The organism is Janthinobacterium sp. GW822-FHT07H10 (genome assembly GCF_058798675.1).
This window is the reverse complement of record NZ_JBXAKS010000006.1, coordinates 366,767-380,641: the sequence shown is the minus strand read 5'-3', so window position 1 is coordinate 380,641 and position 13,875 is coordinate 366,767. Positions and strand designations below refer to the sequence as shown.

12 protein-coding genes and 1 pseudogene are annotated in these 13,875 nt (G+C 64.7%); 9 read left to right on the top strand and 4 right to left on the bottom strand.

Translation table 11 applies throughout. From position 1 onward, the window contains the following. Positions 1–433: pseudogene (locus AC1RDJ_RS16710) on the bottom strand (hypothetical protein); the annotation flags it as partial. 239 nt (positions 434–672) lie between these two features. Here AC1RDJ_RS16710 and AC1RDJ_RS16705 point away from each other — a divergent pair. The 9 genes from AC1RDJ_RS16705 to AC1RDJ_RS16665 all read left to right on the top strand — a co-directional run bounded on the left by AC1RDJ_RS16705 (position 673) and on the right by AC1RDJ_RS16665 (position 11,416). Further along, on the top strand, positions 673–2,892 hold the full coding sequence (locus tag AC1RDJ_RS16705; protein ID WP_493028153.1) for a TonB-dependent receptor: 2,220 nt from the start codon (positions 673–675) through the stop codon (positions 2,890–2,892). Positions 2,893–2,994: 102 nt separating this feature from the next. After that, positions 2,995–3,870: a hypothetical protein gene (locus AC1RDJ_RS16700; RefSeq protein ID WP_156894813.1), complete on the top strand. Its 876-nt coding sequence runs from the start codon at positions 2,995–2,997 to the stop codon at positions 3,868–3,870. Between the two features lie 68 nt (positions 3,871–3,938). Then, on the top strand, positions 3,939–5,090 hold the full coding sequence (locus AC1RDJ_RS16695) for a sensor histidine kinase (protein WP_071323664.1): 1,152 nt from the start codon (positions 3,939–3,941) through the stop codon (positions 5,088–5,090). A gap of 149 nt (positions 5,091–5,239) precedes the next feature. Continuing rightward, positions 5,240–6,694 (top strand): circularly permuted type 2 ATP-grasp protein, encoded by a 1,455-nt coding sequence (locus AC1RDJ_RS16690; protein ID WP_493028152.1) that lies wholly within the window; start codon positions 5,240–5,242, stop codon positions 6,692–6,694. After that, entirely contained in the window at positions 6,688–7,632 is a 945-nt protein-coding gene (locus AC1RDJ_RS16685) for an alpha-E domain-containing protein (RefSeq protein WP_071323666.1), read from the top strand. Before AC1RDJ_RS16690 ends, AC1RDJ_RS16685 begins: the two co-directional genes overlap by 7 nt. Next, entirely contained in the window at positions 7,632–8,441 is an 810-nt protein-coding gene (locus AC1RDJ_RS16680) for a transglutaminase family protein (protein WP_493028151.1), read from the top strand. Before AC1RDJ_RS16685 ends, AC1RDJ_RS16680 begins: the two co-directional genes overlap by 1 nt. 90 nt (positions 8,442–8,531) lie before the next feature. Continuing rightward, positions 8,532–9,410 (top strand): proteasome-type protease, encoded by an 879-nt coding sequence (locus tag AC1RDJ_RS16675; RefSeq protein ID WP_071323668.1) that lies wholly within the window; start codon positions 8,532–8,534, stop codon positions 9,408–9,410. A 108-nt stretch (positions 9,411–9,518) separates the two neighbouring features. Continuing rightward, the gene (locus AC1RDJ_RS16670; protein WP_493028149.1) at positions 9,519–10,886 is read left to right on the top strand and encodes an alpha/beta hydrolase; all 1,368 of its coding nucleotides are present in this window, start codon (positions 9,519–9,521) and stop codon (positions 10,884–10,886) included. Positions 10,887–10,990: 104 nt separating this feature from the next. Beyond that, positions 10,991–11,416 (top strand): Fur family transcriptional regulator, encoded by a 426-nt coding sequence (locus AC1RDJ_RS16665; protein WP_071323670.1) that lies wholly within the window; start codon positions 10,991–10,993, stop codon positions 11,414–11,416. A 27-nt stretch (positions 11,417–11,443) separates the two neighbouring features. Here the strand turns inward: AC1RDJ_RS16665 and AC1RDJ_RS16660 are convergent, their stop codons facing one another. The 3 genes from AC1RDJ_RS16660 to AC1RDJ_RS16650 all read right to left on the bottom strand — a co-directional run bounded on the left by AC1RDJ_RS16660 (position 11,444) and on the right by AC1RDJ_RS16650 (position 13,860). Further along, entirely contained in the window at positions 11,444–11,839 is a 396-nt protein-coding gene (locus AC1RDJ_RS16660) for a GNAT family N-acetyltransferase (RefSeq protein ID WP_493028148.1), read from the bottom strand. 192 nt (positions 11,840–12,031) lie between these two features. Continuing rightward, the gene (locus AC1RDJ_RS16655) at positions 12,032–12,823 is read right to left on the bottom strand and encodes a HoxN/HupN/NixA family nickel/cobalt transporter (protein ID WP_071323672.1); all 792 of its coding nucleotides are present in this window, start codon (positions 12,821–12,823) and stop codon (positions 12,032–12,034) included. Further along, complete coding sequence (locus AC1RDJ_RS16650) at positions 12,820–13,860, bottom strand: CobW family GTP-binding protein (RefSeq protein WP_493028146.1); 1,041 nt, start codon at positions 13,858–13,860, stop codon at positions 12,820–12,822. Before AC1RDJ_RS16650 ends, AC1RDJ_RS16655 begins: the two co-directional genes overlap by 4 nt. Between the last annotated feature and the right edge of the window lie 15 nt (positions 13,861–13,875).

The window sequence follows — 13,875 nt, the reverse complement described above, 5'->3', positions numbered from 1 at the left end:
GCCACGGCTTGTCTTTCTGCAATTCGGCGCGCAGGGCCTTGTCGGCGGCGCCCGCCGCCAGCCTGGCGCGCGTGCGCAAGTCTTCCGTGGGCGCGGCAGGCGGCGCATCGACGGGCGCGGTGATGGTTTCCGCCGGCGCGGCGACGGATTCGGCCAGGACGGGCGGCAAGGCGGGCGGCGCCACGGGCGCAATCGCGCGCGCGCGGGGCATGGGCATCGGCAAGGGCATCGGCGGCGTGCGCGGCAAGGCCCGGGGCGGCATCAGGGTCAGGAAGGCCACTTCCGTGTATTGCTTGAGCTGGCGCGCCGGCAGCAGCAGGAAATACAGGCCCAGCGCATGCATGGCGAGGATCAGCGCGACGGCGGCACCTTTCAGGCTGAGCCAGCGCGGCAGGCGCGGGCGCGGCGCATCAGGCGGGGAATGGCGAAGCATGGGCATGCGGTGTCCTGTGGGCGCAAGGCGCGATGCTGCATTTTAGCGGGAGCGCCTGGCATGGGTTGATGAATTCGCAAGGTATCGTCTGGCGCGCCTTTTTTATGCAGAATCCGGTGCCTGACGCGTCAAGTGTTGTGCTACGCACCATTTTTTGACTGCCAGGCGCACGATTTTGCACGCTATCCCGCGCGGCGGAATATAATGATAATCATTCTCATTAATATCCAAACAACATCATGCGCAAGTTCCACCTCGCCCCCACCCCGTTCGCCCTGGCCGCCTTCCTGCTGGCCAGCACCGCCGCCCACGCCCAAACCAGCGCTGCGGCGCCAGCCAGCGGCGACGCGCAAAGCATGCCCACCGTCGTCGTGAATGCGTCGGCCGATGCGTCGGCGGAAGGCTTATCGAAGGCGTATGCGGGGGGGCAGGTGGCGCGCGGCGGGCGCATGGGTATCCTCGGTTCCGTGGACATGATGGATTCCCCGTTTGGCAGCACCAGTTACACGCAGCAGTTCATTGCCGACCAGCAGGCGCGCAGCGTGGGCGACCTGCTGCAAAGCGATCCGGCCGTGCGCATGTCGCGCGGCTATGGCAACTTCCAGGAAGTCTATGTGATCCGTGGTTTCGCCCTCGATTCCGATGACGTGGCTTACAACGGCCTGTACGGCGTCTTGCCGCGCCAGTACGTGTCGCCGGAACTGCTCGAGCGCGTGGAAGTGTTCCGCGGCGCCAGCGCCTTCCTGAATGGTGCGGCCCCTGGCGGCAGCGGCCTTGGCGGCGCCATCAACCTGATGCCCAAGCGCGCCGGCAACGCGCCATTGACAGAGCTGACGGTGGGCGTGGAGTCGGGCGGTCATGCCTACGCGGCCATCGACGTGGCGCGCCGCTTCGGCGACAACCAGGAATTCGGCGTGCGCGTGAACGCCGCCAAGCGCCAGGGCGAGACCAGCATCAAGCGCGAAGACCACGACGTGGGCATGTTCTCCGTCGGCCTCGACTATCGCGGCCGCAACTACCGCCTGTCGGCCGACGCCGGCTACCAGAATTTCGATCTGACGGCGCCGCGTCCTTCCGTCAGCACAGGCAGCCTGACGGCCTTGCCCGGCGCGCCCGACGCGGCGAAGAACTTCGCCCAGCCGTGGAGCTACTCGAAGGAGCACGATGTGTTTGGCACGGCACGCGCCGAGGTGGACCTTGCCAAAGATGTGGTGGCCTGGGCCGCATTTGGCAGCCGTTCGACGAAGGAGTCGAACAGCCTGGCCCAACCGACGTTGAACTCGCTCAATGGCGATGCCAGCGTGTACCGTTTCGACAATGCGCGCAAGCAGGAAATCCGCACGGGCGAACTGGGTATCCGGGGCAAGGTCCGCACGGGCGCCGTCCAGCATACGCTGGTGGCCAGCTGGTCCGGTCACTGGAACGAGGCGAAGAATGCGTATGCGATCAGCGATTACGCAGGCTTGCCGACGAATATCTACCGTCCGTTGGACGTGGCCATGCCGCCTACCCTGCCCGCGAACTCGGGTGGCGTGATGAGCGACCCGCGCCTGACGCAAAAAACCATCCTCAACAGTTACGCCGTGGCCGATACCATGGCCTTCCTCGACGAGCAGCTGTTGCTGACCGTGGGCCTGCGCCGCCAGCAGATCCGCGATGCGGCGTATGCCTACGGCACGGCCGTGCAGTATTCCAGCTATGACAAGAGCGCCACGACGCCCGTGGCCGGCATCGTCTACAAGGCCAGCAAGAACGTGTCGCTGTACGCCAACTACATCGAGGCGCTGGTCAAGGGACCAGTTGCCAGCGGGACCTACTTTGATGGCAAGAACGACATGCCGGTGAGCAACAAGGGCGAGGTATTCTCGCCATACAAGACCAAGCAGAAAGAAATCGGCATCAAGTACGATGGCGGCAGGCTGGGCATGAGCGCCGCCCTGTTCTCGACGGCCAAGCCCTTGCCGGCCGTGGTCGGCTCGCGCGCCACCCTGTCGGGCGAACAGCGCAACCAGGGCCTGGAACTGTCCGTCTTCGGCACGCCGATGGCCGGCGTGCGCCTGCTGGGCGGCCTGACCTGGCTCGATACGGAACAGCGCAAGACGGACAAGCCGGCCAACAATGGCAAGAACGCCATCGGCGCGCCGAAAACGCAGCTGAGCATGGGCGGCGAATGGGATGTACCTGGCGCGCCTGGCCTGTCGCTGAACGCACGCACCGTCTACACGTCGACGCAGTATGCGGATCTGGCCAACAGCAAGCAGCTGCCATCCTGGACCCGCGTCGACATCGGCGCGCGCTACCTGACCCAGGTGGCCGGCCATGACGTGACCTTGCGCGCGCGCATCGACAACGTGGCCGACCGCAGCTACTGGGCCTCGGCCGTCTCCTCGTTCGACGCGGGCAGCCTGGTGCTGGCTGCGCCGCGCACCTTTGTCGTCTCGGGCAGCGTGGCGTTCTAAATCAGCCTGCGCCGGCCTGCGATAAAGCTGCCCTTCCCCGTGGCAGCTTTTTTTTCGCGTGCGCGCCTGTGCCGGCACGCCCGGTTCGGCGACAATGCCCGCATGAAACTCTCCCCTGCCCTGCTCGTGTCACTGGCCCTGTCCCTGCCCGCAGCTGCCCAGCAGCAAGTTGCCTGTCCGTATGCTGCCTGGAAAAGCGGCTTCAAGGGCGATGCGCGGGCCCAGGCCACGTGCTTGTTACGCCCCGTCAAGCTGTATGCGCGCCTGGGCGCCAGTGCGCCGCTGCCCGCCTTTCTCGACAGCCACGTCGGCCAGCGCACGGACATCGCCCCGGCCAGCCTGCGCGCGTATCTGTCCACGCACGGCATCGATGAAATGGCCGTGGGCGGCGCCGTCGACGCGCCGCTGTCGCGCGCCGTGGGACGGCTGGTGGCGCCCGTGGCCCGCTATTTCGTCATCCACGACACCAGCTACCCGAATTTCCTGCTGGACGCGATTCCCGCCCACATCAACGACGCCAGCTGGGATTTCAACGACTTTACGCTGCGCAATCCCGCCCTGGGCGGCGGTCCGAAAGGCCATGTGTATGTGAACCGCCTCGGCGATTCGCTGGCGGTGCGCGACTTTGGCACGGCCGGCTACGCCAGCAAGCTGGAAAAGGACAAGCCGTCGCTGACGGGCCTGTTCCTGCACGTGGAGCTGGTGCAGCCGCGCCGTTCCGTGCCCGGCGGCGGCAAGGGCAACGATGGCCTGGCGCCCGACCCCGGTTTCACGCCGGCGCAGTATGACCGCCTGGCCCTGCTGTACCTGGCCGCCAGCGTGCGCAAGGGCACGTGGCTGATTCCCGCCTTCCACGCCGTGCTCGACACGGGTTTTGCGAACGGTCATGATGATCCACAGAACTTTTCCCTGGCCGATTGGTCAGCCTCGCTTGCGCGCCTGGAGGCGGCCCTGCGCCAGGCCAATACTGGACAATAATGCGTTTCCCTGACGGCTGATTTGGCGCATACTATTAAGCGCATAGCCATTCCTGCCAGGGAGTTCAGGTGAGTAACGCCACGCATCATCACGCGGATCGTCGGGCAGCCGCAGGCCCGCCGCTGGCGCGCGCGCAGCGCATCTTTGCCATGCGCGACGCCGTCCTCACTGCCTGGGAAGACCGCGTGCGCGCCTGCGTGCGCGGCGCCGACCAGCTGCTCACGCCCATCCTCATCAATACCTTGCCGGCCTTTTTCGACAACCTGGCCGAGGCCCTGACGCCTGGCCATCCGCGCGAAAACGCCGCCAGCAACAGCAATGTGCCGGCCGTACATGGCAACGAGCGGGCGCGCATGACCAATTACGGGCCGGAACAGGTGATCCAGGAATACCAGATCTTCCGCGACTGCTTCGCCGCCGTCGCCCACGAGTCCGGCATCACCTTGCGCCGCAAGGACTGGTGCGTGATCAACGAATCGATCGACGTGGGCATCCGCGAATCGATACGCGAATTTACCAGCATGCATGAAGGCTTCCGCCGCCGCATCGCGGCCGGCCTGTCGCACGACATGCGCAATCCGCTGGCCGTGATCAGCACCAGCGCCCAGTTGCTGCTCAGGCCAGCCGAACCGGAACGGGTGGCCGTGCTGGCGCACAAGATTGCCGAACACAGCAAGCGGCTCGACAGCATGATCGAGGAATTGCTCGACACCCTCAGCTACCACCAGGGCCAGCAGCTGCCGCTGGTGCTGAGCCAGTTCGACGTGCTGCCGCTGGTGCGCGCCGTGGCCAGCCAGGTCAACCTGCAGCGGCCCGATAAATGTATTGTCAATGGGCAATCTGTCGTCGGCTGGTGGTGCGAGAATTCGCTGCGGCGCGCGCTGGAAAACCTGCTCAGCAATGCCCTCAAGTACGGCGATGACGCCGCCATCGGCTTGCATGTGGAACAGACGCACGAACGCATGATCATCACCGTGCACAATGGCGGCCACCCGATCGCACCGGAACAGGCCGAGCGCATCTTCGACTACCTGCGGCGCGAAAACCATGGCCCGGCGCCAGGCTGGGGCATCGGCCTGCCCTTCGTGCAGAACGTGGCCGAAAGCCATGGCGGCAGCATCGCCGTCGACAGCTCGCCCGAGACGGGCACGAGCTTCATCTTCGACTTGCCCGTCGATTGCCGGCCCTTCGTCCATCCGGCCGACTTCCCCAGAAACTGACAAGTAACGCACCAATACGGTGCAGATGACGGATTTACGCCACAAAAGTGGTCATTTTTTACACAATTTCACGCGTGCGGCATTGCTGCGGCATTGGCACACTTCCTGCTGAGCTATAGTCAGACCAAGGCTCAAGGGGAAATCACAACATGGCAAATTTTTTCAATGAAATGACTGCAGATGACGTGGGTACGGACGGCATGGTACGTGAACACTATCGTGAATTTAATAGCTGGCTGGAGCAGCAATCCCCCGACACCATCGCCCGCAAGCGGGCCGAAGCCGACCTCACCTTCCGCAGGGTCGGCATCACCTTTGCCGTGTATGGCGACGATGCCGGCACGGAACGCCTGATACCGTTCGACACCATCCCGCGCATTATCCCGGCCGCCGAATGGGCGCAGATGCAGACGGGCCTGGTGCAGCGCGTGCAGGCGCTGAACATGTTTATCCATGATATTTATCATGAACAAAACATCATCAAGGCCGGCATCATTCCCGCCGAGCAAATCTACAAGAATGCCCAGTACCGCCCGGAAATGCAGGGCATCGCCGTCGCTTCCGACATTTACGCCCACATCGCCGGCGTCGACATCGTGCGTGCCGGCCAGGGTGAATTCTATGTGCTCGAAGACAATCTGCGCGTGCCATCCGGCGTCTCCTACATGCTGGAAGACCGCAAGATGATGATGCGGCTGTTCCCGGAACTGTTTGCCCGCAACCGCATCGCCCCCGTCGACCACTATCCGGACATGCTGCTCGACAACCTGCGCTCCGTGGCGCCGATGGGGATCGATGACCCCACGGTCGTCGTCATGACGCCCGGCATGTACAACTCCGCCTATTTTGAACACGCGTTCCTGGCCCAGCAGATGGGCGTGGAATTGGTGGAAGGCAAGGATTTGTTTGTCAACGACAACTCCGTCTACATGCGCACGACGCGCGGTCCGAAGCGCGTCGACGTCATCTACCGCCGGGTCGACGACGATTTCCTCGATCCGCTGGCGTTTCGGTCGGACTCGTCGCTGGGCGTGCCGGGCCTGCTGTCCGTCTACCGCGCCGGCAGGGTGACGCTGGCCAACGCCATCGGCACGGGCGTGGCCGACGACAAGTCGATCTACCCTTTCGTGCCCGACATGATCAGGTTTTACCTGTCGCAGGAACCGATCCTCAACAACGTGCCCACCTACCAGTGCCGCAAGCCGGCCGATCTGTCCTACGTGCTGGCGAACCTGGCGCAACTGGTCGTCAAGGAAGTGCATGGCGCCGGCGGCTACGGCATGCTGGTGGGCCCGGCGTCGAGCGCCGCGCAGATCGAGGACTTCCGCCAGCGCCTGCTGGCCAATCCGGGCGGCTACATCGCCCAGCCCACCCTGGCCCTGTCCGCCTGCCCCACGTATGTGGAGGCCGGCATCGCGCCGCGCCACATCGATTTGCGTCCATTCGTGCTGTCCGGCAAGACGATTTCCATGGTGCCCGGCGGCCTGACCCGCGTGGCGCTCGGCGAAGGTTCGCTGGTGGTCAATTCCTCGCAGGGCGGCGGCACCAAGGATACGTGGGTGCTGGAACCATCGTCCGTCTTTGCAGGAGAAAAAACATGCTGAGCCGCACCGCCGATCATTTGTTCTGGATGGCCCGCTACACGGAGCGGGCGGAAAACACGGCGCGCATGCTCGACGTCAACATGCAGACCTCGATGCTGCCGCAGTCCGAGCAGGATGCCGAACAGGGCTGGCGCGCCACCCTGGGCATTTCCGAACTGCAGAGCGCGTATGACCACAAATATGGCCGCTTCCACACGCGCGACGTGCTCGACTTCATGGTGCGCGACCCGAACAACCCGTCGTCCATCCTCGCCTGCCTGACGGGCGCGCGCGAAAATGCCCGCGCCGTGCGCGGCACCCTGACGACGGAAGTGTGGGAAATCCAGAACGCCACCTGGCTCGACATGCAGAAACGCCTGAAAAGCAATCTGCTGGAAACGGACCCCAGCCAGTTCTTCGAATGGGTGAAGTACCGCTCGCACCTGTCGCGCGGCGTGACCCTGGGCACCATGCTCAAGGATGAGGCCATCCATTTCATCCGCCTCGGCACCTTCCTCGAGCGGGCCGACAACACGGCGCGCATCCTCGACGTGAAGTTCCACGGCGCGCGCGACACGTCAAAAGACATCACGCAGCGCGATTTTTACTACTGGGCGGCGCTGCTGCGCTCCGTCTCCGGCTTTGAAATCTACCGCAAGGTGTACCGCGACGTCATCACGCCGGCCAGGGTGGCGGAATTGCTGATGCTGCGCGGCGACATGCCCAGGTCCCTGCTTGCCTGCATGGAAGACGTGGTGGAAAACCTGAAACATATCCGCAACGATGTCTCGGCCGATACGGAGCGTTTCGCCGGCAAGCTGCATGCGGAGCTGAAATTCGGCCATATCGACGACATCATGAAGGCGGGCCTGCACTTGACCCTGACGGAGTTTCTGGAAAACATCTATGACCTGGGCAACCGGGTCAGCCGCGACTTCCTCGTTCCCTTGGCGGCCTGATGCAGCTCACCATCCGCCACGAAACCCATTACGCCTACAGCGCGCCGCTGGCCTACACCATCCAGCAGCTGCACCTGACGCCGCGTATCGAGCCGCAGCAGCGCGCCCTGTCCTGGCAGATCACGACGCCGGGCCGGTGCCACGCCTACACGGATGCCTACGGCAACCTGTCGCACATGCTGACCATCAATGGCAGCCATCAATCGCTGAGCCTGGTCGCCCAGGGCGTGGTGGAAACCATCTACCCGCACAAGGGACGGCTGAACCTGGTCGATACCCTGTCGCCGCTGTTGTTTACCATGCCGACGCCGCTGACGCAGGCCAACCCGGCCATCCTGGAGCTGGCTTGCGCCAGCCTGCCGGACCGGCGCGTGACGGCCGGCACGGGCCACTTGCTGCGCCTGGCCGAAAGCATCGTCGGCAAGGTGGCCTATGAAAGCGGCGCCACCATGGTCACCACCACGGCCGGCGACGCCCTGGCCCTGGGCCGTGGCGTGTGCCAGGACCACGCGCACCTGTTCCTGGCCTGCTGCCATGCGTGGGGCATCCCGGCCCGCTATGTCTCCGGCTATATCGACCCGGAAACGACGGGCCACGCGGCCAGCCACGCCTGGGTCGATGCCTGGGCCGAGGATACGGACTTCGCGGGCTGGGTCAGCATCGACGTCACGCATGCGCGCCTGATGACGGATGCGTATTGCCGGCTGGCCATCGGCCGCGACTACGATTCGGCCGCCCCCGTGCGCGGCGTGCGCCAGGGTGGCGGCACGGAAACGTTGCGCGTCGATGTACAGATAGTACCCGTGTAACCCTGCAGGAATGAGGCTGGCCGGGCCTTGCGGCGGATCGCCTGGGCCTGGCTGGTGTAGAATGCTTCCCCTTTTACTCGATTTGCTACGATGACTTATTGCATAGGCGTGCGCCTGAACGAAGGCCTGGTCTTCCTGTCCGACTCCCGCACCAACGCTGGCGTGGACCAGGTGGGCACCTTCCGCAAGATGAGCGTGTTTGAAAACCCGGGCGACCGCATGCTGGTGTTGATGACGGCAGGAAACTTGTCGATCTCGCAAGCCATCCGCCAGCTCGTGTCCGAACACGTGGATGCGGACGGACGCAGCATCTGGAACGTGGCCAGCATGTACGACGCGGCCCGCATCGTGGGCGAAGCCGTGCGAACCGTACACCAGCGCGAAGCGAAGGCCCTGGCCGAGTGCGGCATCGATTTCAATGTCAGCATCATTCTAGGGGGCCAGATAGGCGCCGAGCGCTGCCGTTTGTTCCAGGTGTATTCGGCCGGCAATTTCATCGAATCGCACGATGAAAACACGTATTTCCAGATCGGCGAAGCCAAGTACGGCAAGCCCATCATCGACAGGGTCATCAACCCGACCACGCGCCTGGACGAGGCGGCCAAGTGCGCACTCATTTCCATGGACTCCACCTTGCGCTCGAACATTTCCGTCGGTTTGCCGCTGGATCTGCTCGTCTACGGGACGGACAGCCTGGCCGTCACGCGCTTCGTCACCATCGATGAAAAGAACCAGTATTTCCGCATGATCCGCGACACGTGGGGCGAGCAATTGAAACATGTGTTCGAAGGCATCGCCGATCCCGTGTGGAATGCCACGCCGGAAACCACCACCAACGTGCTGTCGTCGACGAATATGCACAGCAAGCCCGTGCGCGTCAGCATTCCCGGACACGTCAGCCGTGGCGGCCTGAGCGTGGCGCCCCTGCAATCGCTGGCGCAGCAATTCAGCGACGACAAGCAGCATTGATCTGCCGCGCACCGCCTGCGCGCGGTGCTGGACAAGTCGCCTTCCGCGTGCTTTTATGGCAATATGGCTAGCCAGGCTATCCATATTGCATAGAGAGGCAGGTGGCGCATGGACTTGATCACTTCCGCCGTCGTCGCGGCCATCGGGCATGGCGCCCCCAGCCACGCCGCCGAGGCCATCAGCAGCCGCTACCGGCAGCTGAAGACGGCCATCGCAAAGTTCGACAGTGCGGCCGCCATCCTGGCCGCCATCGCCGGGCTGGAAGCCGACCCCGCCTCTGCCCCGCTGCGCCTGGCGCTGGCGGCGGCCCTGTCCACGGCGAAGGTGCCGGACGACATGGAAACCCTGTTCGCCGCGCAAGGCTTGCTCGATGCCCTGCAACGCCCCGTCACCGCCATCGACATCACGCCGGCCAGTGTGCCCACGCCCGCGGACAAAAGCGCCGTCGTCTCCAATTATGCCGTCGTGAAAGTGTATTTCGCCACCGACCGCCAGCGCGACGTGGGCAAGCCGGCGGCCCTGCGTTTCAGCGGCGAGCGCAGCACAGGCGCGAGCACAGGCAGCGGCAATGGCGGCGGCGATGGCCCGCTCAGCTATGGCAGCTGCGACATCAGCATCCCGCGCGACCACCGCATGGGCCAGCTGGAATCGCCGTCGCTGTGGCGCCTGGAATTGCGCGAAGACCCGGCCAAGCACGTCGTGCTGCTGGAAACCGAGGTGCAGGACCGCGATAATTTCTTTGCGGCATTGAGGACGCAGGTACGCGCCTCGGCCGGCAAGAGCGCCTTTATCTTTGTACACGGCTACAACGTGACGTTCGAGGACGCGGCGCGGCGCACGGGGCAGATGGCCTACGACCTGGGCTTCGATGGCGCGCCCGTGTTCTACAGCTGGCCGTCGCGCGGCGAACTGGCGGCCTACACCGTCGATGAAAACAATATCGAATGGAGCACGCCGCACATCGCCGCCTTCCTGGCCGATTTCCTCGCGCACAGCGAGGCGGCGCACGTCTATCTGGTGGGCCACAGCATGGGCAACCGGGGCCTGGGGCGCGCCGTGGCCGAGCTGATGGCGGCGCAGCCGCAGCTGGCGCAAAAGATCACGGACATCATCCTGACGGCGCCCGACATCGACGCGGCCGTCTTCAGGCACGATATCGCGCCGAAACTGGCCGGCGCGCGCAACCCCGTCACCCTGTACGCCTCGTCGCAGGACCTGGCCCTGGCCGCCTCGAAAACCGTGCACGGCTACGCGCGCGCGGGCGACAGCGGCGCCGGCATGCTGATCATGGCCGGCGTGGAAACCATCGACGCCAGCGGCGTCGATACCAGCTTCATCAAGCATTCCTACTTCGCGGAAAAGCGCTCGGCCCTGTCCGACATGTTTTATTTGATACGCAACAATGCGCGTGCCGACCAGCGCTTTCTCGACCCCGTCGATACCGTGGCCGGCCGCTATTGGACATTCAAACCGTGACGCGGCTTCATGCACGGGGGCACGCATGCTAAGATACGGCCATGAGGGTGCCAAAGGCACGGCGATGACGCCGCCAGCCCGTCCACCCGTAAGCAGGCCATATCATGTTGACATCTTCTTTTACACCGCAAGCCGAATCGCTGATCCGCAACACCAACGCCCGCGTCACCAAGACGCGCGTGAAGGTGCTCGACTTTTTAATGGCGCAAAGCCGCTCGCTGACCCACCATGAAATCCAGCAGGCGCTGTCGCAGGACAGCGATATCGATTCCGTGACCCTGTACCGCGTGCTCGAGTGGCTGACGGAAAATGAACTGGTGCACCGCATCGCGGGTGCCGACCAGGTGTGGCGCTTCAGCGCGGGCGCCGGTCACCAGGCGCACGAACACGCGCACTTCCAGTGCACGAAATGCGCGAACGTCACGTGTTTCAACGAGGTCAAGCTGCCCACGCCCGTCGCCCTGCCGGAAGGCTTTAGCGGCGACGAGGTCGATTACCTGATCAAGGGCCTGTGCCCGCGCTGCAAGTAATTTCCCAAAAGACATCACCTGTAGACATCACCTGAGCAGCAAGGCCAGGTGATGCTCGTCATAGAACAGCTCGCCGACGCGCATCGAGCGCGGTTCCGTGCCATAGCCGATAAAGCCCAGCGATTCATACAGGCGCAAGGCGGCATTGTTTTCCGCGTTCACGCTCAGATGCACTTGCAGGATGGCGGGATCATGTTCGGCCAGCGCGATGCAGGCATTGACGAGGCGGCGCGCCACGCCCTGGCCCCGGTAAGCGACGTCCACGAAGACGCCCCACAGCAGGGCCTTGTGCGACAGCTGGCGCATCGGCTCGCGGCGCAAGCCCGCAAAACCGACGAGCCGGTCGCCGTCGAAGGCACCAAACGCCCGCTGCATGGCGCCGCCGGCGATGCGCTGCACGTGTTCGTCTGGCGTACGGGCCAAGTTCATCCTCGCGCGACGAGGAAAACGCACTGGGCGCCTCCTGGATCGCGCGCAGGCGCAGCGCGCAAAAGGCGGTGGTGTCGGCCGGCAACAGCAGGCGGATGGCGATATCGTGGGCGCTGGCGTTTGTCATGGCGGGATCCGGCTGTTTTTGCCCATTATACCCACGCCGCCCGCCCCTGCAGCGCACGCCTAGTGCACCTTGACGGCGCGCAAGCCGTACAGGGTCCAGCCATACAGGATCGCCATCAACAGCACCATGGCCGCGCCCAGCGCCACGGTCCAGCTTTCCGGCATGGACCACGCAGGCTCCAGCTTGCCGGCCGCCATGTAGCCGGCCATGGCCACGCAGATGGCGACGATGGGCCAGCCCAGGCGGCGCCGGAATGCGCGCACGATATCCTCCTTGCCGGTGCGCATGACCCTGGCCGTCACCCAGCCATCGAAGGTATCGGTCACGCCCATGCCCACGGCAAACACCAGCCCCGTCAGCAAGGCCGGCCCCATGCCACCGAGGGCCACGGCCGCATAGCCCCAGGCGGCCGCCTGCAGGGCCGTATCGAAGACCAGCGCGAACAGCATGCCGACGAGGATGCCGCCCAGCGGGCCGGCAGCGCCTTTCAGCCATCCGGGCAACATCCGTGCGCGCACATTGGCCAGTTGCGCGCCGGCCAGCAAGGTGCGCGCATTCATGGCGGCAATGAGCAGCAGCAAGGCGATGGGCAGCCACTCGAGCCAGCCGAACACGGCTTCCGACGGCGTGAACTGTTCCGCCGCCAAGGCGGCCACGGCGACGATGGCCAGCACGGTAATGCCATGCCCCAGCGCAAACATCGCCCCCATCCACGGCGCCCAGCGCGGGTGCGCGGGCAGGCTGCGCAGGGTCAGGCCGTCGACGGCGGCCAGGTGGTCCGGTTCCAGGCCGTGCCGCATGCCCAGCAGGAAGATCAGCGCCAGGGCGGGCAAGCCCGCTTCCACGCTCATGCGGCCACCCCGGCTGCCGCCCCCGCCACGACCTCGGCCATCATGTTGGCCGGACTGGCGGCGCCGGCCACGCAGCGGTCCAGGCCACGGATCAGCATATCCTGCGGCAAGTCGCGGCCGATGAAGATCATGGTGCTGGCGCGCGTTTCATCCTCGCGCCACGGCGCACCCAGTTCCGAACCCATCAGCATGTGCACGCCCTGGAAGTCGGCGCGGCATGGCAGGTCGGCGACATGCAGGATGCCCTTGTAGCGCATCAGCTGGGTGCCGAACAGCTGCACCACGGCATCGAGAAAATTTTCCACCTGTAGCAGGTCGAGGGCCTGGGACTGGTGATACACGAACGATTGCACGCCGTCGCCATGGCGATGGCCCAGCTCGCCGAGGAAATCCGGCTCCAGCTCGACGATGGCGTTCAGGTTGAAGCCACGGATGTCCAGGATGTCGCGCAGCGGCACATTGCCAAAACTCAGCTTTTGCATGCCGGCGCGGCAATTGATGGCCGCCAGGCGCTGGCGCAGCGCGGCCAGCTCGGCCTTGCTGACCAGGTCCGTCTTCGACAGCAGCAGGCGGTCGGCAAAGCCCACCTGCTCCTGCGCCTCCCTGTGCGCCGTCAGTTGCTGCTGCGCGTGGCGCGCGTCGACCACGGTCAGGATGGCGTCGAGCATGTAAAACTCGCTGACGGATGGTTCCGCAAAGAAGGTTTGCGCCACGGGACCCGGCGCGGCCAGGCCCGTCGTCTCGATGATCACGTGGTCGAAATCGATGGCGCCCGCCGCGCGCCTGGCGTGCAGTTCGCCCAGAATGCGGATCAGGTCGCCGCGCACGCTGCAGCAGATGCAGCCATTGTTCATTTCCACGATCTGCTCGTCGCTGTCCTGCACCAGCAGTCCATGGTCGATGCTTTCGGCGGCGAATTCATTTTCGATCACGGCGATGCGGTAGCCGTGATCGCCCTGCAATATGCGCTTGAGCAAGGTGGTTTTCCCGCTGCCGAGAAAACCCGTGATGATGGTGACGGGGATCAGTTCTGTCATGCTTTTTTCCTCTTC